We start from the raw sequence: 23,882 nt of genomic DNA, 5'->3' as shown, positions 1-23,882 counted from the left end.
TCGGCGAACGGATAATTGCGCGCGCGGATTTTCCATAATCGAATGTGAAAATTTCGTTGAGAAACATCCTTGGCAACAGGTTGCGCTATCTTAGTCGCGTGTTCACTGCCCAGGCGCTACACCATGTATTACCGCTATCAGCCAAGCCCACTTGGCCCGCTGCTACTGGCGGGCGACCAGCAAGGTTTGCACTTGCTGCACATGGACGCCGCACAGCCTTGGGAGCTGCCGCAAAGCTGGATGCCTGCGGGTAACCAATTAGATGCGGTGGCCCGCCAGTTGGAGGAGTATTTCGCAGGCGAGCGCGAAGTGTTCGACGTCAGGCTGGCGCCGTTGGGTACGCCGTTTCAGCAGGAAGTCTGGCAAGCGCTGCAGCGCATCCCTTATGGCACCACCTGCAGCTACCGCGACCTGGCCGAACACATCGGCCGCCCGCGCGCGGTACGCGCCGTCGGTACCGCCAACGGCGCCAATCCAATTGCAATCATCGTGCCCTGCCACCGGGTGATTGGCAGCAACGGCACCTTGACCGGCTACGCTGGCGGCGTGGAGCGCAAACAGATGCTACTGGAGCTTGAAGGCGCCTGGCTGATCTGATGTCTTCCTGTAGGAGCGGGCTTGCCCCGCGATTGCGTGCGTTCAGTCACATCGCCTCGCGGGGCAAGCCCGCTCCTACTTATCGCGTGAGTCCACCACCGCGGGGGCCGGCGATCGCCCAGATGATCAATCCGAGCACCGGTAGCAGCAGAATCAACAGGATCCAGAGGATTTTGGCGCCCGTCCCTGCTCCGCTCTTGAGCACATTGATAATCGCCCAGATATCCAGGACGAGGATAATCAGGCCAACCAAGCCATTGAATGTCGAACCCATGCTGTAGCTCCCTTGCACATGCCTGTTCACAGGATAGCTGGCTATAACCTCCATAGAGGCTATTGCTTGGCGAGCGCGCTAGCGCACTGGTTACACTGGCTGCATCGATCTGATTGTGTGAGGTTCCTATGCCCCCCGCCCAAAGCTCCAGCAGCGCTGCACAACCGTCACTCTGGAGTGCCTGGATGCAACAGGCACAAACCACACCGTGGCTGAGCGCGGGGCTGGGCCTGAGCCTGCTGGTGGTGCTTGGCCTGTTGTGCGCCAGCGCCTGGAATGCCGTGCACGGCGACCATCAGGAAAACCTGCACATGGCCATGCTTGGCGGCCTGGCCGGATTTGCGGCGACGGCGCTGGGCGCGGTGATGGCGGTGGTGCTGCGCGAAGTCAGCGCGCGTAGCCAGGATGTCATGCTCGGCTTTGCTGCCGGCATGATGCTCGCCGCCAGTTCATTCTCGTTGATCCTGCCGGGCCTGGACGCTGCCCGGGAGATCACTGGCAACGGTCCTTATGCGGCACTGACCGTAGTGGTAGGCATGGGGCTTGGGGTGTTGTTGATGCTCGGCCTGGACCGCTTCACCCCACACGAACACGAAAGCACCGGCCCCTGCGGGCCACAGTCCGAACGGATCAATCGCGTGTGGTTGTTCGTGCTGGCCATCACCCTGCACAACTTGCCAGAAGGCATGGCCATTGGCGTCAGCTTTGCCAATGGCGATTTGAATGTTGGCCTGCCGCTGACCAGCGCCATCGCCATTCAGGACATTCCCGAAGGCCTGGCGGTGGCGCTGGCGTTGCGCGCTACCGGGCTTTCAACCGTGAAGGCGGCCCTGGTGGCGATCGGCTCTGGCCTGATGGAGCCCATCGGCGCGGTGATCGGCCTGGGGATTTCCACCGGCTTTGCGATCGCCTACCCGGTCAGCATGGGCCTGGCGGCGGGTGCGATGATCTTCGTAGTGTCTCACGAGGTGATTCCGGAAACCCACCGCAACGGCCACCAGACCTCCGCCACCCTGGGCCTGATGGGCGGTTTTGCGGTGATGATGTTCCTCGACACCGCCCTCGGTTAAACGTGCACCGCTACCCGCAGCGCCTCCAGTGCCGGCGCTGCGGCAATACCTACCTCGGCGCTCAGCTCCAACACCCGCTGCAGATCGTTGTTGCCGACCATGACCATCTGCAGCTCGTCATCGAGCAACTGGCTGAAATTCACCAGCACATAGCCTCCGGCTTCTTTGTTCAGTGCGCCCATCTGTACCTGAATACGGTTAAGCGCCGTCAACGGCTCGACCTTGGCCAGCTGCTTGGGCTTGAGGTTGAACGCCACGCTCTTGTCGAAAGAATCGACGATCTGTGCGAACAGATCCTCATAGCTATCGGCCTGGAACAACACGGTATCTGGCAGACTGCCAACCACGACCCACTCGCCCAGAGGCATCGGGAAGCTATCGTCGTAGTTGATATCAGGGTTGGCAGCCAGGAAGGCTTGCGGGTCGGCGTAGGCCTGGGCGGCCTCGTCGGCGATGCGCTCGATGTCTGCTTCGCGCATGCAACCTGCGCTGATTTTGCCGATGAGTTCGAGCAGTTGGGGTTTCATGAAGGGGCCCTGCGACACTGAAAAAAAGTCGCCAAGGATAGCCGCAAATGGCCCCTGGGGGTTAGCCGATCAGCGCCTGCAATTGTGCCGCGGTGTCTGCGGCGCCCATGGCCTGGGCGGCCCCTAGCGCGGTAAGGCCCTTGGCATCCTGGCGGCGGGCATCGGCGCCTTGGCTGAGCAGATACTCGACAATCGCCGTACGGTTGAACATGGCAGCCATCATCAGTGCGGTGCGCCCATCGAGCGATGCAGCGTCAACTGCTACACCCTGCTCGACCAGCAACTGGACCATCGCCAGATCGCCCTTGAACGCGGCCCCCGCCATCGGTAGCTGACCATTGTCGTTGGCAATCTGCGGATCGGCGCCATGCTGCAACAAGACCTTAACGGCGTCGATATGGCCGTGGTAACTGGCCAGCATCAACAAGCTGTCACCTTTATGGTTGCGCAGATTGGCGGGCAAGCCGCTCTCCAGCAGACGCGCCAGCATCTGTGCATCGCCTTGGCGCGCCCGGTCGAAAACCTGTTCAGCAAACGCTGCGGTTTCCTCATCAGTCATCGGCGTAGCGTTGCGTTCATCAGACATGGGGAACCTCCTGGTATGCGGGAAAGCCCAAGTATTGGTCAGCCTGGCCATTGGGTCCATTGTGGATAACCCATGGCACCGACAGAACAATTCTATTGGCCAAGGCACCTTGCAAAATGCACGGTGCAGCGTGCCCGACCTTGCACAATGCATGGCAACAATTTTTGATAAACAATTTAACTTATTGATTTATATAGAATTTTATAAAAATAAAACCTGGCACAGTCACTGCACCTATCACGCTATGTCTGCCACACACAGTCAGGAGCTGATATGGACCTCATCCAGGAAAAGTTTGCCTCGGTATTCTCCGCCTACACCGTGACCACCCAGGCACGACCAGATGGCGGGATTCTGCTGACGTTGCGTGCAGCAGATGGCAAACAGATCAAGCGCTCGATTTCTTACGCTCAACTGCATAGTGCCGACCAATTAACCTGGGCAATCAGTGCGATTCGCCGTGACCTGGCGGAGCAGGCCAGTGAATTGCCGGTGATTTCCCGGCTGCAGAGTCAGCAGCGGTTTGCGTTGCCGACTTATAGTTGAATTCATCGCGGGGCAAGCCCGCTCCTATAGGCCGTAGGAGCGGGCTTGCCCCGCGATCGATCAGTCCTCAAGCCGCGGGAACCCCTCAGCGATCTTGTCACCACTGAACTGAGCAACCAGCCCCGCAGCTTCGTTATACACACGCACAACCACAAAGCGTGGATCCTCGCCCATATCGACCCAATGCCGGGTACCCGCCGGCACTCCGATCAAGTCACCCTTCTCACACAACACCGCGTAGATGTAGCCGCCAATGTGCAAGCTGAACAGCCCACGCCCGGCCGCGAAAAAGCGCAACTGGGTTTCTTCACAGGTATGTTCATCGCGTAACTGCGGATCAACCTCGCGCACCACATCGACCTGCGTGCAGGCCTGCTCAGCCATCAGTTGATCGATGCTCTGCCGGTAAGCGCTGATCACCTCCTGGTCACCAGCACCTGGCTGGATCGGTGCACTGGCCTGCCAGCGCTCAAAGCGTACGCCCTGCTCGGCCAGGGTCGCAGCGATATCCTCCAGGTGGGTCAATACCTTGTTGGGAATATCCGGGGTGGAATGGTGGTATACGGTCAGGCTGCTCATCAGCGGCGATTCCTATTTCTCGGCTTCATGCATTCGGGTGGCAATGATAACGGCTGCAGCCAGGGCTGCGACGCTGGCAATACTAAAGGTGGTAGCCGCACCCAGCAGGTTCCAGCTGTAGCCGGAATACAACGCCCCCAACGCGCCACCGGTGCCAGCCAGGGCTGCGTAGAGCGCCTGGCCCTGGCCTTGCTGACGCGCGGCAAAGCTGCGTTGGACAAAAGCGATGGAGGCGGCGTGGAAACTGCCGAAGGTTGCGGCGTGCAGCACCTGGGCCAGCAACAACACCAGCAAGTGTTCGGCAAAATTACCCAGCAGCAGCCAACGCAGGGCTGCCAGGACGAAACTCGCCATCAACACCCGACGCAACGAAACCCGCGCCAGAATCCTGCTCATGGCCAGGAACATCAGCACCTCGGCAACGACCCCCAAGGCCCAGAGCATGCCGATCACACCCCGGCTATAGCCGAGCTGCTCCAGATGCAGGGTAAGAAAGGTGTAATAAGGGCCGTGGCTAAGCTGCATCAGCGCCACACAGACATAGAAAGCAACAACGCCCGGGCTCGCCAACTGTTTGAGAAAGCCACCCGGGCTGCGCTCTTGCTGCCCCGGTGGCTGCGCGTTAGGCACCCACAAACTGGCAACGACGATACCGGCCATGATGATCACCAGCGCCAGCGGGTAGACATCCAGGCTCAACGCATCGAACAGGCGGCCGAGGCCGACCACAGTGAGGATGAAGCCGATCGAGCCCCATAGGCGAATCTGACTGTAGCGCGCGGTCTGGCCGTGCAGGTGCGCCAGGGTGATGACTTCGAATTGCGGCAGCACGGCGTGCCAGAAAAAGGCATGCAAGGCCATTACCAGCGCCAGCCAGGCATAGCTTTTGTCAAAGAAGATCAGTGAGAAACTGGCCAGGGTCGACAGCGCACCGAGGCGCACGATCAGTAGGCGCTGACCACTGCGGTCACCCAGCCAGCCCCATAAATTCGGCGCGATGCAACGCATGAGCATGGGAATGGCGACCAGCTCGCCGATTCGCGCACTTGAAAAGCCCAGGTGATGGAAGTACAGCGCCAGAAAGGGCGCTGTAGAACCGAGCAAGGCGAAGTAGAACAGGTAGAAGCTGGACAATCGCCAGTAAGGAATCGGCGCCACGGCTCAACAGGCCGCGGCGCGCGCGCCAGAAAGCGCCATTACAGTTGGCCCAGCACCGGTGTGGTAACGCGTACGTCGGCATTCTGCCCACGATGACGCAACAGGTGGTCCATCAATACGATGGCCATCATCGCTTCGGCGATGGGTGTAGCGCGAATGCCTACGCACGGGTCATGACGGCCTTTGGTGATCACTTCAACCGGGTTGCCATGAATGTCGATGGAGCGGCCCGGCGTGGTGATGCTCGAGGTCGGCTTCAAGGCCAGGTGCGCGACAATCGGCTGACCGGAGGAAATCCCGCCAAGAATGCCGCCAGCATTGTTGCTGAGGAAACCTTCCGGGGTCATTTCGTCGCGGTGTTCAGTGCCACGTTGCGCCACGCTGGCGAAACCGGCGCCGATCTCCACGCCTTTGACGGCGTTGATGCTCATCAGCGCATGCGCCAGCTCGGCGTCCAGGCGGTCGAAGATCGGCTCACCAAGGCCGGGCATGACACCTTCGGCAACCACGGTGATCTTCGCACCCACCGAATCCTGGTCACGGCGCAGCTGATCCATGTAGGCCTCAAGCTCTGGCACTTTGTCCGGGTCGGGGCTGAAAAAGGCATTTTGCTCTACCGAGTCCCAGGTTTTGAAGGGAATTTCGATCGGCCCCAACTGGCTCATGTAGCCACGAATACGGATGCCCTGGCTGGCCAGATACTTCTTGGCAATAGCACCGGCAGCCACACGCATGGCGGTTTCCCGCGCGGAGCTGCGGCCGCCGCCACGGTAGTCGCGCTCACCGTACTTGTGGTGATAGGTGTAATCGGCATGGGCCGGGCGGAACAGGTCTTTGATCGCCGAGTAGTCCTTGGACTTCTGGTCGGTGTTGCGAATCAACAGCCCGATCGAGCAGCCCGTGGTACGCCCTTCGAACACCCCGGAGAGGATTTCGACTTCATCGGCTTCCTGACGCTGGGTGGTGTGCCGGCTGGTGCCGGGCTTGCGCCGGTCAAGGTCGTGCTGCAGGTCGGCCAGGGAAATTTCCACACCTGGCGGACAGCCATCGACAATGGCGACCAACGCCGGACCATGGCTTTCGCCAGCGGTGGTGACAGTGAACAGCTTGCCGTAGGTATTGCCGGACATGCAGGACGCTCCGCGAATCAGCCTGATTTGAACAAGGGCGCCAGTATACGCAGGCTAACCATTCAGTTCATCCCTGACAGCGAACCTTCTGTTCGGGACCCGGTCCAACGTCGCATCTCTTTCATAGTGGCCTCATGATGTTGCGCGTATTTGCGGTACTCGCCCTGCTCTTCAGCAGCCTGGTGCAAGCAGCTGCTCCCACGGTGTTGCAACGCCCGATCAGCCTCGATACCGGGAACGGCACGCTCTACGGCAGCTTGCTGTTACCGCGCACCGAACAGCCGCCGCCCGTGGTGTTGATCATCCCGGGCTCGGGGCCCACTGACCGCAACGGCAACAGCCCGGACGGCGCCCACACCGACAACCTCAGGCAACTGGCGCTGGTGCTGGCCAAAAACCGCATTGCCAGTGTGCGCTACGACAAGCGCGGCGTAGCCGCCAGCCAAGCCGCGACACCCGATGAGCGCAACTTGAGCGTTGAAGGCTATGTTGCCGATGCCGTGGCCTGGAGCCGCACGCTCAAGGCCGACCCGCGTTTCGGCCCCCTGATTCTGCTGGGGCACAGTGAAGGGGCACTGATTGCCAGCCTGGCAGCCGGGCCTGCAGGCGCCAGCGCTGTGATCAGCGTGGCCGGTAGCGGCAGGCCGATCGATGACGTGTTTCGCACGCAATTGGCCGGGCAGATCCCGCCCCGCTACAACGCGCGTGTCCTGCAAATACTCGACAACCTCAAGGCCGGCCAGACGTCGGCGGATATTCCCCGGCCCTTGCAGAATGTGTTGCGTCCGAGCGTGCAGCCTTATCTGATTTCGTTGTTTCGCCAGGACCCCGCCGCCGCCTTCGCCAAGGTCAAGGTGCCTGCGCTGATCCTCCAGGGTACCCACGACATTCAGGTCGATGTCAGCAATGCCCAACGCCTGAAAGCCGCCAAACCCGATGCTGAGCTGGTGTTGATCCAGGGCATGAACCACATGCTGAGAATTGCCCCGCAAGCGGCAAGCCAGCAGCGCGACAGCTATCTGAACCCGCAATTGCCACAAGCCAGCGAGCTGGGCGAGCGCATCGTCGACTTCATTCACAGGCTGCCCGCAGCTTGAACGCATTTCACCGATATTTCGCCTCCAGTCCCGGACGATTCTGCCGATAAGCCAGTGCTGGCATCGTGATTGTGTCCAGCCTGCTGCGCACAAGAGGATTGCCGTGATGACTGAAGTTGCCCCCCAGGACGCCCCCGAAATCCAAGAGGACGCGCCGGAACCCGCCCCGCTGCCGTGGGCCGAGGTGAGTGCAGAACATTTCCAGATGCTGCGTCTGGCGCCCCTGCCCACTGACCGCAACAGCGGCGCTCGGCCGCTGCGCTTCGTCCAGTACGGTTTCGCTGAGCGCCACGGCAAAGACCTCAGCCTGTTGCGCATGACCATCCAGTTGCCGGGTCAAAAAGTGCGCAAGGAACAGAACCATCTGGACATCTGGGTTGATCACCTGGAAAAACACGTGCGCATCGGCCCCGACAGTGGCCTGCAAGTCGAACCGTTGAACCGCGGCCTGGGGCGCTTTTTGCTGGCCCAGGCGATTAGCTGGGCGCAGCGCAAATGGTCACATTACCGGGTCGAAGGCGCGGCCCTGGCCAGTAAAGACGCGCTCAACGAAGACACCCGCCTGCGCCGCGACCAACTGTTGCGTAGCCACGGCCTGGAAGTCGAGTACGCCGATGCCCAGCACCTCAAGGGGCGCTACGTCGATGTGCAGGTCGGCGAACTCAAAGGCGGCTGGAACACAGAAAAAGTGCAGCGCGTCGAAATCCTCGAGGCGGCGCAGATGCTCCAGCAGGCTGAACAAAGCCTGCAGGAAAAAGAAGCACAACTGCGTGAACGTGACGAGCGGGTCAGCAAGTACCGCCGTGAAGACAGCGGCCTGCGCTTCACCATTACCTGCCTGGTGGCCTTTGCCGTGTTCCAAGCGGGGTTGCTGATCTGGATTGCGACTCACTGAATGAATGCATCGCGGAGCAAGCCCGCTCCTACCGTAGGAGCGGGCTTGCCCCGCGATTGATTTACACCTTCGAAGCAAACAACGCCTGATGCTGTCGGCACTGCTCCGCCGTCAACATGAACACCCCGTGCCCACCGCGCTCGAACTCAAGCCAGGCAAAGTCCACTTCCGGGTACAGCGCCTCGACGTGCACCTGGCTATTGCCCACCTCGACAATCAACAAGCCCTTCTCGGTCAGATGATCTGCCGCTTCGGCCAGCATCCGCCGCACCAGGTCCAGACCATCGTTGCCACAGGCCAGGCCCAGCTCCGGCTCGTGGTGGAATTCTTCCGGCATGTCGGCAAAATCTTCGGCATCGACATACGGCGGGTTGGACAGGATCAAATCGAAGCGCTGCCCCGGCAATCCGTCGAAACCATCGCCTTGAACGGTAAAGACACGTTCTTCCAGGCCATGACGCTCGATGTTCTGATTGGCCACTTCCAGCGCTTCGAACGACAGGTCGGCCAACACCACTTCGGCTTGCGGGAACACTTCGGCACTGACGATCCCAATGCAACCGGAACCGGTACACAGGTCGAGGATTCGCGCCGGCTCATTGGCCAGCCACGGTTCGAAGCGTTTTTCAATCAGTTGGCCAATGGGCGAGCGCGGAATCAGCACGCGCTCATCCACGATGAAGCACAGGCCACAGAACCACGCCTCTCCCAACAGGTAAGCGGTTGGCACGCGATCTTCGATACGGCGCTTGAGCAAACGCTGCAGATGCACCAACTCGTCATCTTCCAGCTGGCAGTCCAGGTAGCTGTCGGCAACTTCCCAAGGCAAATGCACCGAACCCAGCACCAACAACCGAGCTTCGTCCCAGGCGTTATCGGCGCCATGCCCGAAAAACAGGCCATGCTCATGGAAACGGCTGACAGCCCAACGGATATGATCGCGCAGGGTGCGCAGGCGAGAAGTGATCACAACAGACTCCTTGAAAGACGACCTGCGATTCTAACAGCCCGCTCACAGAAAAGGTTCGGCAAAACGCCGTGTAAGTGTTTCGCCGACATGGCTGCAGGCCACTAACGACGCTGCTTGTACGCGAAGCGATTCACATAAGTGCTCAGGCAGGGGACAATAGGTGAAAAGCCCTATCCAAAGGAGCCCTTGATGTCTGTTCCAACGACGATGTTCCACCTCAGCGGCCGTGGCTATCCACCCGCCAAGCTGAACAACGCCAGCCTGATCATTATCGACGCACAGAAAGAGTACCTCAGCGGTCCTCTGGCACTGTCGGGCATGGACGAAGCTGTCATGAACATCGCTAAAATGCTCGAGGCCGCCCGCAAGGCCGGACGCCCGATCATTCACGTGCGCCACCTCGGCACCGTCGGCGGCATGTTCGACCCACAAGGTCCACGTGGCGAATTCATCCCCGGCCTTGAGCCTCAGGGTGATGAAGTGATCATCGAAAAACGTATGCCCAACGCCTTCAAGAACACCACCCTGCATGAAACCCTGCAGAAGTATGGTCATCTGGACCTGATTGTCTGCGGTTTCATGAGCCATTCCAGCGTCAGCACCACCGTACGCCGGGCCAAGGACTATGGTTACCGTTGCACCCTGATCGAGGACGCCTGCGCCACCCGTGACCTGCCTTACAAAGGCGGTGTCATTCCGGCGGCACAGATCCAGCAAAGTGAATTGGCGATCATGGCCGACAACTTCGCTTGTGTGGCTCCAACCAGCAGCCTGATCTGATCGGCGATCTGACGGCTCGCGGAACCACCTTGCGGTAATTCGGTCATACGCCGGATATCCAGAGAGGGAATCGGCATGAAATTGTCCGACGGTTTCGATGCCAAGCGCTTGCGCCAGCGTGAGCCGCGTAATTGGGGGGCTCGCCTGGCTGCCGCTTTTTCAGCGCTGCTGGCTACCTTGGGCGTGTTGCTGGCCATGGCCGGCACCGCCAGCCTGCTTGGTAACCTTGAAGCATTGGCCGAGCTGAACGCCAACCGGGCGGGTGCCGCCGTGGTACTGGCCGGTGGCTTGTTGTTGCTGTACCTGGGCGTCTGGTTCTGGCGGCGCAGTCGTTTGCGCCTGCGCCGCAGCCGTGAGCTGAACCTGTCACCGCACCTGATGAAAAAGCACGATTGACTGCAACCTGAGGGGGAGTCGCGTAAACTACGCCGCCCAGGCGGAGGCTTACATGCAAGACGACGATTTTTCCCTGTTCAAGAGCGAGATGCGCGGTGTCAAACCGATCAAGCATGATCGCGCTGAAGTCGGCAAACCCAAAGCCGACCGCAAGCAATTGGCCGGCCTGCGCCAGGCCGCAACGGTGCGGAGCGACCAGAGCGTAGTCGACGGCTTGTCAGACCAGTTTGTCATCGACGTCGGCCCTGAAGACGACCTGCACTGGCGCCGTGACGGCGTTCAGGAAAGCCAGATGCGCAAGCTCAAGCTCGGCCAGATCGCCTTTGAAGGCAGCCTCGACCTGCACGGCATGAATGTGGAAAAAGCCCGTGAAACCCTCTGGGCCTTTCTCGCCGAAGCCACCCGCTTCGAGGTACGATGCGTACGCGTCACCCATGGCAAGGCTGTACGCCTGGATGGCAAGAAGCCAATGATCAAAAGTCACGTCAACACCTGGCTGCGCCAACACCCGCAGGTACTGGGTTTTACCTCGTGCCAGGCGCGTCACGGCGGCACCGGTGCGGTGTACGTGATGCTCAAACGAACCATGCTCGAAGGCCGTGACGAGTAACGCCGTACTTGCAGCGCCGCCACAGCCGCCGTACCCTTCGCGTTTGCGATAAATCCCACAGGTAGATCCATGTCCCTGGAACAGAACTACACCGCTATCCTCGGCCAGATTGGCGAGGACGTCTCCCGCGAGGGCCTGCTCGACACGCCCAAACGGGCTGCGAAGGCCATGCAGTACCTTTGCCGCGGTTATGAACAAACCCTGGAAGAAGTGACCAACGGCGCTTTGTTCAGCTCCGATAACAGCGAAATGGTCCTGGTCAAGGACATCGAGCTGTACTCGCTGTGCGAACACCACATGCTGCCATTCATCGGCAAGGCTCACGTTGCCTACATTCCCGATGGCAAGGTGTTGGGCCTGTCCAAGGTGGCGCGGATCGTCGACATGTACGCACGTCGCCTGCAGATCCAGGAAAACCTCAGCCGCCAGGTGGCCGAGGCGATCCAGCAGGTCACCGGCGCGCTGGGCGTGGCGGTGGTCATCGAGGCCAAGCACATGTGCATGATGATGCGCGGTGTGGAAAAGCAGAACTCGACCATGATCACTTCGGTGATGCTCGGCGAATTCCGCGAAAATGCCGCGACTCGCAGCGAGTTTCTCAGCCTGATCAAGTAATCAGGTACGTCTGCAAGCCGGCCCTCCGTGGTCGGCTTTTTTATTCTCAGGAGTTGCCATGATCGTCAAAGCACTGCGTGTGGGCTTAGGCCAGTTGATTGTGTTCGGTGACTGGATCAGCCGTCCGGCCAAGCTCAAGCGCGACCCGGCAGCCCAGGCGCTGGTCGAGCAACAGGCCAAGGGCTTGAGCCTGTACCAGTTCCACGCCTGCCCATTCTGCGTAAAAACCCGCCGCACCCTGCACCGTCTGAACGTGCCGGTGGCGCTGCGCGACGCCAAGAATAACGAGCAGGAACGCCAGCTGCTGCTCAAGGAAGGCGGCAAAATCAAAGTGCCGTGCCTGCGCATCGAAGAAGATGGCAAGACCACCTGGATGTACGAATCCAAGGTGATCATCGACTATCTCAACAAGCGCTTCGCACCGCTCTGACGCCTTGGTAGGAGCGGGCTTGCCCCGCGATTGCGGTGCGTCAGTCACATCGCATCGCGGGGCAAGCCCGCTCCCACCGCCCCAGACCGACCTAGTCGACCATCTTCACGTGGCGAGGATGGGCGGCCACACGCTCTAACCAAGCCTGAATTGCCGGATACGCATCCAGATCAAATCCACCCTGGTGGGCGACATGGGTGTAGGCATACAAAGCAACATCGGCAATCGAGTAGCTGTCTTCGACCAGATACGGGGTCAACTGCAGCTGCTGCTCCATCACCCGCAAGGCTTTGTAACCACCTTTGTGCAAGGACTTGTATTCTTCAAGGCGCTCTTGCGGCAGGCCAAGGTAAAACTGAATAAAGCGCGCCACGGCAATATAGGGTTCATGGCTGTATTGCTCGAAAAACTGCCACTGCAGCACCTGGGTTCGCAAGCGCGAATCCCTCGGCAGGAAATCTGTGTCATGCGCGAGAAAGTTGAGGATCGCGTTGGATTCCCACAAGTAAGTGCCATCTTCAAGCGCCAACACTGGCACTTTGCCGTTGGGGTTCATCTTCAGAAACTCCGGGGTTTCCGTTTCACCCTTGAGGATATCCACCGAGTGCCACTCGTACTCCAGACCAAGCAGATGCAACATCAGCTTGACCTTGTAGCAATTGCCCGACTGGTAATCACCGTAGACCTTGTACATCACTCCCCCTGTTCAATAGCTGATCCTGCACGCCGCCCATAGTTGGCGACTGTACGGCTAAATGCAATGCCTGCTGTATGACAAAGCTCAGCGAACTGCACGTTAGTCTGCAAAATCTGCTTACACCTAGTACAAGGATTGCCCCATGTCCGATGCCACTTCCGCACAACTGCGCCCGCTGGCTGACACCTCCCCTTCAGCCGTGGTCGCAGGCTTTATCGCCATGCTGACCGGCTATACCAGCTCCCTGGTGCTGATGTTTCAGGCCGGACAAGCTGCGGGTTTGACCAGCGCGCAAATTTCTTCCTGGATCTGGGCACTGTCGATTGGTATGGCGGTGTGCAGCATCGGCTTGTCGCTGCGCTACCGCACACCGGTGACTGTCGCCTGGTCGACCCCGGGTGCCGCGCTGCTGATTACCAGTCTGGGCGGCGTCAGCTACGGCGAAGCCATTGGTGCCTACATCACCTGCGCCGTGCTGGTGGTGATCTGCGGCCTGACCGGCAGCTTCGAACGCCTGGTCAAACGCATTCCCGCCTCACTGGCCTCGGCGCTGTTGGCCGGCATTCTGTTCAAGATCGGCAGCGAAATCTTTATTGCGGCCCAGCACCGTACTGCGCTGGTGCTGGGGATGTTCTTCAGTTACTTGATCATCAAGCGCCTGTCGCCACGTTATGCCGTGCTGGCTGCTTTGCTGGTGGGCACCGCGCTGTCGGGTGCGATGGGTTTGCTGGACTTCAGTGGTTTCAGCCTGGAAGTGGCAACCCCGGTGTGGACTACCCCGAGCTTTTCCCTGGCGGCCACGATCAGCATCGGCATACCGTTGTTCGTGGTCGCCATGACTTCGCAGAACATGCCAGGTGTTGCGGTGCTGCGTGCCGATGGCTATCAGGTGCCGGCCTCGCCGCTGATTTCGGTCACCGGTGTGGCCTCGTTACTACTGGCACCTTTCGGCTCTCACGGCATCAACCTGGCCGCCATCAGCGCCGCTATCTGCACCGGGCCCCACGCCCATGAAGACCCGAGCAAGCGCTATACCGCGGCGGTCTGGTGCGGGATTTTCTATGGCATCGCTGGCGTATTCGGCGCCACCCTGGCCGCCCTCTTCGCCGCCCTGCCCAAGGAGCTGGTGCTGTCGATTGCCGCCCTGGCGCTGTTCGGCTCGATTATGAATGGCCTGACCGTTGCCATGAATGAAGCCAAAGAGCGCGAAGCAGCGTTGATCACCTTCATGGTTACCGCCTCAGGTTTTACGTTGTTCTCGATTGGCTCGGCGTTTTGGGGGATTGTCGCAGGCGTGCTGACGCTGATGATCCTCAATTGGCGCAAGAACGCTTGATGCTGCTCGGTAGGAGCGGGCTTGCCCCGCGATGCGATGTGGCTGACAAACCGCTATCGCGGGGCAAGCTCGCTCCTACCGGGTGAGGCGCAAGAACGCTTGGGCGCGCTGGTCCTGGACGTAGGCGACGTTGATCCGTAACCAGTCACTGGCTGCGCCCTGCGGATCGAACGCGCTACCCGGCGCCAACAACACCGAACATGCCAGTGCCGCCCGGTTGAGTGCCTCAAAATCCCAACCTGGACGTCGCGCCCAGACGAACATGCCGCCGTAGGGCTCGGTGAACACCTCCCAGCCGTTGGCCTCCAACTGGCTCAGGGCTTTGGCCATGTGCTGGGCCAGGCGCGGACGCAGTCGGGCCACGCTCTTGCGGTAACTGCCATTGGCAAGCATCTGTGCCACCACCTGTTCGGTGAAGCGGCTGGTACCCAGTCCGGCGACCATCTTCAGCTCCGCCAGCCGCGCAACCAGCGCCGGCTCTGTCACCAGATAGCCAGAGCGCAACGAACTGCTCAGGGTTTTGGAAAAACTCGCGAGGTAGATCACCCGCTGCTCCGCATCCAGCGTCGCCAGACGCGTGACCGCACCGTCCTGAAAGTCGGCGTAGATATCGTCTTCGATGATCTGCACGTCATGCTCGCGAGCCAGCTCGAGCAGGCGATAAGCTACCTTCGGTGTCAGGCTGCTGCCCGTGGGATTGTGATAAAGGCTGTTGATATACAGACACCGAGGTTTATGGCGCTTGAGCAAGCTTTCCAGCACCTGAAGGTCGGGGCCGCTGCTGTTGCGCGGCACGTACAGCATGTCGACCTGATGGTGGCGCAACAAGTTGTACAGGTTGTAATACCCCGGGCTTTCCACCACGACCTTGTCACCGGGCTTGAGCAGGGTCCGCACCAGCAAGTCGAGCGCGTGACTGGCGCCTTGGGTGGTAAGGATCTGCTGCGGGCTGACCTGGATACCGATCTGCTCCAGGCGCTTGTGCAACTGGCTGCGCAAACTGGCCAAGCCCAGGGGTGGGCAGTAGTCGAGCAAATCTTCCAGCGGGCCGCGGCTCACTTGTCGTACCGCCTGGGCAATCGCCTCGCAATCTCGCCAGCTGGCAGGTAGCCACCCACAACACAAATTAAGCAGATCGGCCGGTTGGTCGCTGAACTGTTGCCAGCGATTATCGAAGGTTTCATCGCGAAACGGCTGATCAACCACAGGCACCCTGAGGCGCTGCTCGGCGACAAAAAAGCCCGCGCCATGCCGTGCCTCCAACAATCCTGTAGCCACCAACCGGTCATAGGCCTCGATCACGCAGGATTGGCTGACGCTCAGCTCGCGCGCCAATTGCCGGATCGACGGCAAGCGACTGCCGGGGCGCAAACGCTGACTGGAAATCCAGCCCTGTAACTGATCCACCAGTTGCTGAACCAGTGGTGTGGACGATTGGCGATCAAGTGTCAGGTTCATAGGCAAAGTGTTTGCTGATTTTGTTCAAACAGTTAATCACAAATCCTCGGGCAGTGTGCCTTGTGAGCCCCCAGCCGGCGCAGGATAGTCGCGCTATCGACAAGGAGACCTCAATGCCTGCCCCACGCGCCCCGGCCCAATTGGCCTTTGCCCTGTGCATGATCACCTTCGCCGTCAATCTGCAGGCGCCGCTGTACACCGTCTACGCCGAGCTTTCCGGCAAAGGTGCAAGCGCCACGGCAGTGGCCTTCTCAGCCTATGTGCTGGGCGTGATACCGGTGCTGCTGTTGCTCGGCGGTCTGGCAGATCGGGTCGGGCGCAGGCCGTTAATCCTTGTCGCTCTGGGCCTGTCGATTCTGGCCACTTCGCTGATGCTAGCGGCGCCCGGCCTGGAAACCCTGGGGCTGGCGCGCTTGCTGCTGGGCATCGGCACGGCGCTGGCCTCAGCAACCGGTACGGCGTATATGGGCGAGCTGATGCAAAACGCCGACACCTCTCGCGCAACCAACTGGGTCACCGCCAGCACATCACTGGGCTTTGGCCTCGGGGCGGCGATGACCAGTCTGTGCCTGTTACACGCACCAACCCTGACCCCTGACAGCTTTTATCTTCAGGTGGTACTGGCCGGCTTGGCGCTGGTACTGGTCTGGCGTTTGCCTGATCAGCGCCAAAACAGCCGCAGCCCTTGGTTACGCCTGCCCTGCTACCCCAGTGGCAGTCTGCCGTATGGCGTGGCGATACTCTTGGCGTGGGCCTGTGTCGGTCTGGTGTCGGCGTTGCTGCCTGCCATTCTCAAGGAACATGGCTTGAGCCGCTGGTCTGGGTTTTCAACGTTCTGCGTGATCAGTTGTGGTGTGTTGTTTCAACCGTTGGCCCGGCGCATGCCATCTGGCACAGCCACCCTCCTCGGCCTTGCGGTATTGCCTTGCAGCTATGCACTGCTGGCCTGGGGTGCTGACAACGGGCACCTACTGGCAGTACTAATCGGGGCGATAGCCGCAAGCAGCGCGTGCTATGGCTTTATTTATCTGGGTGGTTTGTCGGCAGTGACTCACTTGGCCGGTGAGCAAAAGAGCCGTGCCAGCGCAGGCTTCTTCTTGCTGGCCTATATCGGCTTCAGCCTGCCGGTCATTCTCACCGGCCTGCTGATCGAGAACATCGGCACCGCAGCCTCATTGCTGGTATTCGGCCTGACCCTGCTGGCTGGTTGCCTGGTGACCAGCCTGGCTCTGCTGCACCGCAACAGAGCCGCGCCCGTTACACTGGCCCCGATCAAATAGCGGTAGCCCCGCCGTCAACCGCCAGAGCCTGCCCGGTGGTGAACGCCGCACCATCGCTGCACAAGTACAGCACGGCACTGGCAATTTCCTCCACCTTGCCAATTCGCCCCACCGGGTGCATGACAGCAGCAAACTCGGCCTTGCGTGGGTCCGTTTCATAGGCACGGCGGAACATATCGGTATCGATCACCGCCGGACACACCGCATTGACGCGGATTTTTTTCTTGGCGTACTCGATGGCCGCGGATTTCGTCAGACCGATCACTGCATGCTTGGACGCGCTGTAAATGCTCATCTTCGGCGCTGCCCCCAGCCCCGCCACCGAAGCGGTGTTAACAATCGCCCCGCCGCCCTGCGCCACCAGTAACGGCAGTTGATGCTTCATGCACAACCACACACCTTTGACGTTAACGCCCATGATCGCGTCGAACTCGGCTTCGCTACCTTCGGCCAGCCGCCCCTGCTCAATTTCGATGCCAGCATTGTTGAAGGCATAGTCGAGGCGGCCATAGGCCTCAACGGTGCTGGCCAGCAAGCGCTGAACGTCGGCCTCGCGGGTGACATCGCAGGCAACGAACAACGCCTCGCCGCCTGCGGCACGGATCAACTCCACCGTTCCTTCGCCGCCAACGGCATCCAGATCAGCTACTACTACCTTCAATCCTTCAGCAGCAAACGCCAGGGCAGTTGCGCGGCCGATACCTGCGGCACCGCCGGTGACCAGGGCAACCTGGCCGGAAAAAGTCATCGTCATCGCTTGCTCCTGCAACAAAGTGAGGTCAACGACCCGGAGTCTATGCAGTCATCATCAGCAATGGGCAGCATCATCAAGGTGCCCGTTGGCAGGCTATCGCTGTGAGTGATTATCTCACCTCACTTGGATCACCCCCATGGATCACGATGCATTCGCCAGGCGGGTAAACCTTGTCGGAATGCCGATGAGGGTCTATCAACAAGCTTTGACCTTTACGCGAGACGCCGTCATGACCCCACAGACCAACCGCCGTTTCCTACTCGCCAAACGCCCGATCGGCGCTGTCAGCCGTGACGATTTCAACTTCGAGCAGACACCCTTGAGCGAACCTGCCGAAGGTCAGGTGCAAGTGAAAAACCTGTACCTGTCGTTGGACCCGGCCATGCGCGGCTGGATGAACGAAGGCAAGTCATACATCCCGCCGGTGGGGATCGGCCAGGTGATGCGCGCCCTGGGTGTGGGCGAAGTGATTGCCTCGAAACACCCTGCTTTCGCTGTAGGCGACTACGTGAACGGCCCACTTGGCGTGCAGGACTACTTTGTTGGCGAGCCACAAGGCTTCTACAAGATCGACCCCAAACTGGCCCCCCTACCCCGCTACCTTTCAGCTTTAGGCATGACCGGCATGACTGCATATTTCGCCCTGCTGGAGGTTGGCGCACCGAAGGCCGGTGAAACTGTTGTGCTGTCCGGTGCCGCCGGCGCTGTGGGGAGCATTGCCGGGCAAATCGCCAAACTCAAAGGTTGCCGGGTCGTCGGGATTGCCGGTGGCGCGGAAAAATGCCGCTACCTGATCGACGAGCTGGGCTTTGACGGCGTCATTGACTACAAAGCCGAAGACGTACTTGAAGGTCTCAAGCGCGAATGCCCGAAAGGCGTGGACGTCTACTTCGACAACGTCGGCGGGGACATCCTCGACGCTGTGTTGAGTCGCCTGAACTTCAAGGCGCGGGTAGTGATCTGCGGCGCCATCAGCCAGTACAACAACAAACAAGCAGTCAAAGGCCCGGCCAACTACCTGTCATTGCTGGTTAACCGTGCGCGTATGGAAGGCTTCGTGGTGATGGACCATGCCGCCAACTACGGCACAGCGGCCCAGGAGATTGCCGGCTGGCTGGCGAGCGGCAAGCTGAAGAGCAAAGAAGATGTAGTCGAAGGTCTGGAAACCTTCCCTGAAACGCTATTGAAGCTGTTCAGCGGAGAAAACTTCGGCAAGCTAGTACTGAAGATTTAACCAATGTAGGAGCGGGCTTGCCCCGCGATTGCGGTGTATCAGATACATCGCAATCGCGGAGCAAGCCCACCCCTACTGGCCGATTTCAAATCAGCCGCGAATCTCTGCGACGACTGCTGCCAATGCCTGGGCAGGATCAGCAGCCTGGCTGATCGGGCGACCGATCACCAGATAATCGGAACCGGCATCCAGCGCCTGGCGCGGAGTGAGGATACGACGCTGGTCATCCTGCGCACTACCGGCTGGGCGAATACCCGGAGTCACCAACTGCAGCGACGGATGCGCAGCCTTCAGTGCCGGAGCTTCCAGCGCCGAGCAGACCAAACCGTCCATCCCGGCCTTCTCGGCCAAGGCTGCCAGGCGCAGCACCTGCTCCTGCGGCTCGATATCCAAACCAATACCGGCAAGGTCTTCGCGCTCCATGCTGGTAAGCACGGTGACACCGATCAGCAGTGGCTGCGGCCCCGTGCGCTTGGCCAGCACTTCACGGCACGCCGACATCATGCGCAGACCGCCGGAGCAGTGAACGTTAACCATCCACACACCCATTTCTGCAGCAGCCTGCACCGCCATCGCCGTGGTGTTGGGGATATCGTGGAATTTCAGATCGAGGAACACCTCGAAGCCCTTCCCAACCAGCGTTTCAACAATGCCCGACGCGCTGCTGGTGAACAGCTCTTTGCCGACTTTGACCCGGCACAGGGACGGATCGAGTTGATCCGCCAGTTTCAGGGCGGCGTCACGGGTAGGGAAATCCAGGGCGACAATGATGGGCGTCTGGCAGGCGGACATGGGCTGGTCTCTTGGCAAGTCTTGAACGGCGCGCATTGTAAACGAAGCAGCGGCGTGTGGGGGGCCGATGATCGCGAATTGGCCCCGCAAAGCAGGCGCCCCTATAATTGAACCAACAAATAACAGATTCGCTCCAATTTATAGACGCAGCGACGTTCGCCGCGCAAAGGAGGTCCCCATGCCCTGGTATGCCTGGTTGATTCTGGTGCTCGCGATAGGCTCCATCGTTGGTGGCCTGATGCTGCTGCGCGACACCGCGAAAAAGCTGCCCCTGACCGAGGAGCAGCTCAAACGCATTCATGAACGCAATGCAGAAATGGATGCCAAGGATGCCCAAGACCGCTAAGCCCGGCGGCCTGATTTAAGTCACAGCATCACTTGTAACGTGCTGCTGCCGAACTGCGCGAAAGATTTGGCCCCAAAGCATCGCGCGCCTTGATATAAGCGTACCAATCTGCCGCATCGGGCAGCGACGGGATGGTTACCAACTCCCCGCTTTCCAGCCCGCTGAGCGCGGCATCCACCATCTCCCCTGCTTCCATGACCATCTGCGGATCGATATGGGCGACATCCAGTCCTGAACGCTCCCAGATCTCCGTGCGCGTAACACCGGGCAACACAGCCTGAACCTGCACGCCTTTGTCCCTCAACTCGCCCTGCAGCGTTTGGGTCAGACTCAGCACATAGGCCTTACTGGCGCTGTACACCGCATTGAACAATTCCGGCGCCAACGCCACAACAGAAGCCAGATTGATGATGGTACCGCGCCCGGCATTGCCGAACTGCGTGGCCGCCGCAGATGCCAAGCGCGTCAACGCGACAATATTGAGCGCCACCAAAGCGTCGATCTGCTCGGCCGTAGCCTGCGCCAAGGTGCCATGCATGGCGATTCCAGCATTGTTAACCAGCACGCTGATGCGCTGATCGTCGCGAAGGCGCTGCTCAACGCGTGCCACATCAGCCGATTGCGCAAGGTCTGCGGGTAGCACCTCGACATTGATGCCATGACGGGCCTGAAGATCGGCGGCCAGGGCTTCAAGACGCTGACGATCTCGAGCAACCAACAACAAATCGTGGCCTCGGGCAGCGAGGCGCTCGGCATAGACCGCACCAATTCCAGAAGAAGCGCCCGTGACGAGCGCGGTAAAGGATTGCGAGAAGCCTGACATAGCGGTGATCTCCGAGGGGTCGCCGTGATTGGTTCGCTTTGCCCGAGCAAAATATTACCAGCGTAATATTTTCACAATACCCCCCCGACCAAAGGCGCCTCCAAACAAAAAGGCCGGTCAACTGACCGGCCTTTGCACGAAGGCTAGTTGACGGTGAGCTTGTCTCGGTTGCGGTCTAGCAAGGCTTTGCCGATGCCTTTGATTTCCAACAACTCGTCCACTGAAGCAAAGGCGCCGTGCTCCTGACGGTAGGCGACGATTGCTTCGGCTTTGGTTTTGCCGATGCCACTGAGGGTTGTTTGGAGGGTGAGTGCGTCGGCCGTGTTGAGGTCTAGCTGCGGGGTGGTTTGTTGTGTAGCGACGACAGGCACTGGGCTTGTCACGGGCTCAGTGGCTGGGGCTGCGTTGAGGGCAAGGGAAGCGCTGGCGAACAGGGGGAGCAGCAGGTAGGTCAGGACGGTGTTGCGCATGGGGTTTGACTCCTAGGGTGATTTCGAAGGCAGCTTTTCCTTGGCTGCCTTTGAACCGTAGAACGGGATGGGGGGGAGTCAAATTGGGAGCGACAAGGGAATCGTTTCTAAATCGGACTGGGACAAGCCCTGCTAGGGGTTAAGGTCCTTCATTCGGCATAAAAAAGCCCCGTATAGCGGGCAAAACGGTATCATCTGCGACCCGAAAGCGGCCCCAGAAGGGAAATCTACGAAATGCAAGGCAAACAGTTGGTCTATAGGCCAGACATAGACGGCCTCAGGGCTATTGCAGTTATCCTGGTACTACTATTCCACTTCGAACTTGGTGTGCCCGGTGGTTTTATAGGCGTAGATGTATTCTTTGTGATCTCTGGCTTTTTAATAACTGGGATAATTCGAGGATCAATGCAAAAGGGATCTTTCTCTTTTGTAGATTTTTATATTCGCCGTCTGCTTCGGCTGCACCCTGCACTGATATCAACAGTTGCTACTACCCTTGCAGCAGCCTACGTAATTTTTGACCCTGCCTCATTTTCATCTCTCGCAGAGTCAGCAAAACACGCCATACTTTCTATTTCAAATATATATTTTTGGCAACATCAGGATTATTTTGACGCATCAGCACAGACTCAAGCGCTGCTACACACATGGTCCCTTGCTGCTGAATGGCAATTCTATTTAGTCTGGCCGTTCATCATGTGGGCCATTGTAAAACTCCCAAAAAACCTATCAACCCTAACATTATTATCAATAACTATCGCTTCTCTCATCGCGTCAGAACTCATGTTATCCATTGATTCTTCCGCGGCATATTTCCTTACTCCATTTAGAATTTTTGAACTGTCGTCTGGAGGCCTACTTGCCTTTCTAAGCCAGTCACAAGTAAGTGATAAAATCAGCTCATCACTTTTCACCATCGGCGCAGTTTCTATAATTGCATCAGCATTTCTTCTTAATTCAGCTGACCCCTTCCCTGGGCTTCATGCAGTGATCCCGGTCATAGGAACGGCTCTATGTATTGCTTACGGCTACTCTTCTGCCGGAGCGATACTAAGAATTAAACCTGCAGTATCCATTGGCCTTATATCCTACTCTGTATATTTGGTTCACTGGCCACTGCTGGTACTATACAAATATTACGTATTTCGCGAGCTTGAGACTCCAGACAAACTAGCACTTCTGATCGTTTCAATCGCCCTTGGATGGCTCCAATACAAAGCAATTGAAAGAGTCTTCATATCTAGAAAACAATTAACTCTCATAATTGGAACCACACTAACTGCGCTAGGGTCTTTCGCAGTATTTATTGCCTCAACCTCTATCGTGAACAACAAAGGAATTCCTAGCCGAGTCCCCGCAAGCTATTTAGCCATGGCATCGGACCCAGTCAAATTCCACAGATCAAACTATGGCGGAACTGGATTTAAACTTGAAACCCCCCTTGGTGACACCTCCGGAAAAAAAATAGCAGTTATTGGCGGCGATAGTTTCGCCCACCAATATGCCTCCGGCATAGATAAACTCTTGAAGGGAAAGGGCTTGTACATAGACGGCATATTCCAGCACGGTTGTGTACTATCAGGCGAATATACCAGAACGCTTAATAATGTACCTCGACAAGACTGCCGCGATTCCTATGCAAAGATAATATCCAGCCTCAATGGTAACAATCTGCCATTCGTGTTCGCCCAAAGCTGGGACGGGTACAAAAATAAAATTGTGGACTCTGCCGGGACTCTAGTAAACTCGTCAAGTGACGAAGACTACGCCACAGTGATTACCAACCTGCTTTCAGGCGTTCGTTCAGACATTGGCGACCGTCCGTTCATAATTGTGGGTAGTCAACCGTATCTTTCATTAAGTAAATCTGCTGCTTCTTGCCTATTGCGCCCAAGCTATGTTTACCAACGATGCGAAGAAAGCATGCACTATCGAGCAGAACAGGCATACTCTTACAAAATCAATATGATACTGAAGAATTTTGCGAGAAATCACAAAAACACATACTATATTGATTCTTTCGAAGCCCTATGCCCGGACGGAATGTGCAGCACAATAGAAAGTGGGAAAATCCTTTACTCCGACGCCACTCACCTATCAATTGATGGGTCCACCAAAGCGTCTACGGTAATTACAAATAAACTTACAGAAGTTTCAGATTTTCATTAATAGCTTTTCATGAAACAAACATAAGCTTCTATCCACGCCTACGCCAGCCTGCAGAATTAAGAGCGATTGTATTCGCTTATTATTAAGTGAATACAATCGCTCTTACCACCAAGATTTCTTCGCACGAACAATGCCCCTACCTGAAAAACCTTCGCCCCCCCCCAGTCGCGCATTAACAACAGCCGCTCGAAGTAACCACTTCCAGCCTCTCTATCAGAGAGAGCATCAGCGCTAACATCATCCATACGTGGATACTGCTTTAG

28 protein-coding genes are annotated in these 23,882 nt (G+C 58.5%); 15 read left to right on the top strand and 13 right to left on the bottom strand.

What is annotated here, in order from left to right; translation table 11 throughout:
- Positions 1-123: 123 nt before the first annotated feature.
- Positions 124-597 carry a methylated-DNA--[protein]-cysteine S-methyltransferase gene (locus tag ACVWSC_RS08075; RefSeq protein ID WP_442113055.1) on the top strand — a complete coding sequence of 158 codons (474 nt, stop codon included), beginning with the start codon at positions 124-126 and terminating at the stop codon, positions 595-597.
- A 79-nt stretch (positions 598-676) separates the two neighbouring features.
- Here ACVWSC_RS08075 and ACVWSC_RS08070 read toward each other — a convergent pair whose 3' ends face one another.
- Complete coding sequence (locus ACVWSC_RS08070) at positions 677-871, bottom strand: PLDc N-terminal domain-containing protein (protein WP_442113053.1); 195 nt, start codon at positions 869-871, stop codon at positions 677-679.
- Between the two features lie 128 nt (positions 872-999).
- Here ACVWSC_RS08070 and ACVWSC_RS08065 point away from each other — a divergent pair, with 128 nt between their 5' ends.
- A complete protein-coding gene (locus tag ACVWSC_RS08065) occupies positions 1,000-1,941 on the top strand; it encodes a ZIP family metal transporter (protein ID WP_442113051.1) in 942 nt (313 codons plus the stop codon).
- Here ACVWSC_RS08065 and ACVWSC_RS08060 read toward each other — a convergent pair.
- Positions 1,938-2,468, bottom strand: a complete 531-nt coding sequence (locus tag ACVWSC_RS08060) for a hypothetical protein (protein ID WP_442113049.1) — start codon at positions 2,466-2,468, stop codon at positions 1,938-1,940. The genes ACVWSC_RS08065 and ACVWSC_RS08060 overlap by 4 nt on opposite strands.
- Before the next feature lie 61 nt (positions 2,469-2,529).
- The gene (locus ACVWSC_RS08055) at positions 2,530-3,054 is read right to left on the bottom strand and encodes an ankyrin repeat domain-containing protein (protein ID WP_442113047.1); all 525 of its coding nucleotides are present in this window, start codon (positions 3,052-3,054) and stop codon (positions 2,530-2,532) included.
- Positions 3,055-3,327: 273 nt separating this feature from the next.
- Between ACVWSC_RS08055 and ACVWSC_RS08050 the strand changes: the two genes are divergently transcribed.
- Positions 3,328-3,600 carry a DUF3509 domain-containing protein gene (locus tag ACVWSC_RS08050; protein ID WP_442113045.1) on the top strand — a complete coding sequence of 91 codons (273 nt, stop codon included), beginning with the start codon at positions 3,328-3,330 and terminating at the stop codon, positions 3,598-3,600.
- A 60-nt stretch (positions 3,601-3,660) separates the two neighbouring features.
- Here the strand turns inward: ACVWSC_RS08050 and ACVWSC_RS08045 are convergent, their stop codons facing one another.
- Genes ACVWSC_RS08045 through aroC form a run of 3 tightly spaced genes read right to left on the bottom strand, consistent with a single transcriptional unit; the run spans position 3,661 to position 6,467 of the window.
- Positions 3,661-4,179, bottom strand: a complete 519-nt coding sequence (locus tag ACVWSC_RS08045) for a 1,2-dihydroxy-3-keto-5-methylthiopentene dioxygenase (protein ID WP_442113043.1) — start codon at positions 4,177-4,179, stop codon at positions 3,661-3,663.
- A 12-nt stretch (positions 4,180-4,191) separates the two neighbouring features.
- The gene (locus tag ACVWSC_RS08040; RefSeq protein ID WP_442113041.1) at positions 4,192-5,337 is read right to left on the bottom strand and encodes an MFS transporter; all 1,146 of its coding nucleotides are present in this window, start codon (positions 5,335-5,337) and stop codon (positions 4,192-4,194) included.
- 38 nt (positions 5,338-5,375) lie between these two features.
- Positions 5,376-6,467: a chorismate synthase gene (gene aroC / locus ACVWSC_RS08035; protein ID WP_133210778.1), complete on the bottom strand. Its 1,092-nt coding sequence runs from the start codon at positions 6,465-6,467 to the stop codon at positions 5,376-5,378.
- A 134-nt stretch (positions 6,468-6,601) separates the two neighbouring features.
- Between aroC and ACVWSC_RS08030 the strand changes: the two genes are divergently transcribed.
- Together ACVWSC_RS08030 and ACVWSC_RS08025 are read left to right on the top strand one after the other, a co-directional pair.
- A complete protein-coding gene (locus tag ACVWSC_RS08030; protein WP_442113038.1) occupies positions 6,602-7,564 on the top strand; it encodes an alpha/beta hydrolase in 963 nt (320 codons plus the stop codon).
- Positions 7,565-7,670: 106 nt separating this feature from the next.
- On the top strand, positions 7,671-8,459 hold the full coding sequence (locus ACVWSC_RS08025; RefSeq protein WP_442113036.1) for a hypothetical protein: 789 nt from the start codon (positions 7,671-7,673) through the stop codon (positions 8,457-8,459).
- Positions 8,460-8,520: 61 nt separating this feature from the next.
- Here the strand turns inward: ACVWSC_RS08025 and prmB are convergent, their stop codons facing one another.
- A complete protein-coding gene (prmB, locus tag ACVWSC_RS08020; protein WP_442113034.1) occupies positions 8,521-9,429 on the bottom strand; it encodes a 50S ribosomal protein L3 N(5)-glutamine methyltransferase in 909 nt (302 codons plus the stop codon).
- Positions 9,430-9,618: 189 nt separating this feature from the next.
- Here prmB and ACVWSC_RS08015 point away from each other — a divergent pair, with 189 nt between their 5' ends.
- The 5 genes from ACVWSC_RS08015 to ACVWSC_RS07995 all read left to right on the top strand — a co-directional run bounded on the left by ACVWSC_RS08015 (position 9,619) and on the right by ACVWSC_RS07995 (position 12,260).
- On the top strand, positions 9,619-10,209 hold the full coding sequence (locus tag ACVWSC_RS08015; protein WP_442113032.1) for a cysteine hydrolase family protein: 591 nt from the start codon (positions 9,619-9,621) through the stop codon (positions 10,207-10,209).
- 75 nt (positions 10,210-10,284) lie between these two features.
- Positions 10,285-10,605: a hypothetical protein gene (locus ACVWSC_RS08010; RefSeq protein WP_442113030.1), complete on the top strand. Its 321-nt coding sequence runs from the start codon at positions 10,285-10,287 to the stop codon at positions 10,603-10,605.
- Positions 10,606-10,657: 52 nt separating this feature from the next.
- Positions 10,658-11,215 carry a Smr/MutS family protein gene (locus tag ACVWSC_RS08005; RefSeq protein WP_285861675.1) on the top strand — a complete coding sequence of 186 codons (558 nt, stop codon included), beginning with the start codon at positions 10,658-10,660 and terminating at the stop codon, positions 11,213-11,215.
- A 69-nt stretch (positions 11,216-11,284) separates the two neighbouring features.
- On the top strand, positions 11,285-11,830 hold the full coding sequence (folE, locus tag ACVWSC_RS08000) for a GTP cyclohydrolase I FolE (RefSeq protein ID WP_442113025.1): 546 nt from the start codon (positions 11,285-11,287) through the stop codon (positions 11,828-11,830).
- A 58-nt stretch (positions 11,831-11,888) separates the two neighbouring features.
- Positions 11,889-12,260 (top strand): glutathione S-transferase N-terminal domain-containing protein, encoded by a 372-nt coding sequence (locus ACVWSC_RS07995; protein WP_442113023.1) that lies wholly within the window; start codon positions 11,889-11,891, stop codon positions 12,258-12,260.
- Between the two features lie 91 nt (positions 12,261-12,351).
- Here the strand turns inward: ACVWSC_RS07995 and ACVWSC_RS07990 are convergent, their stop codons facing one another.
- A complete protein-coding gene (locus ACVWSC_RS07990; RefSeq protein WP_442113021.1) occupies positions 12,352-12,954 on the bottom strand; it encodes a glutathione S-transferase family protein in 603 nt (200 codons plus the stop codon).
- A gap of 145 nt (positions 12,955-13,099) precedes the next feature.
- On the opposite strand from ACVWSC_RS07990, the gene ACVWSC_RS07985 reads away from it, so the two are divergent.
- Positions 13,100-14,293, top strand: a complete 1,194-nt coding sequence (locus tag ACVWSC_RS07985) for a benzoate/H(+) symporter BenE family transporter (protein WP_442113019.1) — start codon at positions 13,100-13,102, stop codon at positions 14,291-14,293.
- A 75-nt stretch (positions 14,294-14,368) separates the two neighbouring features.
- On the opposite strand, the gene ACVWSC_RS07980 is transcribed toward ACVWSC_RS07985, so the two are convergent.
- Complete coding sequence (locus tag ACVWSC_RS07980) at positions 14,369-15,751, bottom strand: aminotransferase-like domain-containing protein (RefSeq protein WP_442113017.1); 1,383 nt, start codon at positions 15,749-15,751, stop codon at positions 14,369-14,371.
- 113 nt (positions 15,752-15,864) lie between these two features.
- Here ACVWSC_RS07980 and ACVWSC_RS07975 point away from each other — a divergent pair, with 113 nt between their 5' ends.
- A complete protein-coding gene (locus tag ACVWSC_RS07975) occupies positions 15,865-17,031 on the top strand; it encodes an MFS transporter (RefSeq protein WP_442113015.1) in 1,167 nt (388 codons plus the stop codon).
- Here the strand turns inward: ACVWSC_RS07975 and ACVWSC_RS07970 are convergent.
- On the bottom strand, positions 17,024-17,785 hold the full coding sequence (locus ACVWSC_RS07970; protein ID WP_442113013.1) for an SDR family oxidoreductase: 762 nt from the start codon (positions 17,783-17,785) through the stop codon (positions 17,024-17,026). The two genes, ACVWSC_RS07975 and ACVWSC_RS07970, sit on opposite strands and share 8 nt — an antisense overlap.
- Positions 17,786-18,014: 229 nt before the next feature.
- On the opposite strand from ACVWSC_RS07970, the gene ACVWSC_RS07965 reads away from it, so the two are divergent.
- Positions 18,015-19,019: an NADP-dependent oxidoreductase gene (locus ACVWSC_RS07965; protein ID WP_442113011.1), complete on the top strand. Its 1,005-nt coding sequence runs from the start codon at positions 18,015-18,017 to the stop codon at positions 19,017-19,019.
- 90 nt (positions 19,020-19,109) lie between these two features.
- On the opposite strand, the gene pyrF is transcribed toward ACVWSC_RS07965, so the two are convergent.
- Positions 19,110-19,811, bottom strand: coding sequence for an orotidine-5'-phosphate decarboxylase (gene pyrF / locus ACVWSC_RS07960; protein ID WP_442113009.1), 702 nt, complete (start codon positions 19,809-19,811; stop codon positions 19,110-19,112).
- A 178-nt stretch (positions 19,812-19,989) separates the two neighbouring features.
- Here pyrF and ACVWSC_RS07955 point away from each other — a divergent pair, with 178 nt between their 5' ends.
- On the top strand, positions 19,990-20,157 hold the full coding sequence (locus ACVWSC_RS07955) for a DUF2897 family protein (protein ID WP_133210748.1): 168 nt from the start codon (positions 19,990-19,992) through the stop codon (positions 20,155-20,157).
- 28 nt (positions 20,158-20,185) lie between these two features.
- Here ACVWSC_RS07955 and ACVWSC_RS07950 read toward each other — a convergent pair whose 3' ends face one another.
- Positions 20,186-20,980 (bottom strand): SDR family NAD(P)-dependent oxidoreductase, encoded by a 795-nt coding sequence (locus tag ACVWSC_RS07950; RefSeq protein WP_442113006.1) that lies wholly within the window; start codon positions 20,978-20,980, stop codon positions 20,186-20,188.
- A 143-nt stretch (positions 20,981-21,123) separates the two neighbouring features.
- Complete coding sequence (locus ACVWSC_RS07945) at positions 21,124-21,450, bottom strand: ComEA family DNA-binding protein (RefSeq protein WP_442113004.1); 327 nt, start codon at positions 21,448-21,450, stop codon at positions 21,124-21,126.
- Positions 21,451-21,684: 234 nt separating this feature from the next.
- Here ACVWSC_RS07945 and ACVWSC_RS07940 point away from each other — a divergent pair, with 234 nt between their 5' ends.
- Entirely contained in the window at positions 21,685-23,619 is a 1,935-nt protein-coding gene (locus ACVWSC_RS07940) for an acyltransferase family protein (RefSeq protein ID WP_442113002.1), read from the top strand.
- The last annotated feature ends 263 nt before the right edge of the window (positions 23,620-23,882 follow it).

This window comes from Pseudomonas sp. NUPR-002 (assembly GCF_056322725.1).
This window is presented reverse-complemented; position numbering and strand designations above follow the sequence as displayed.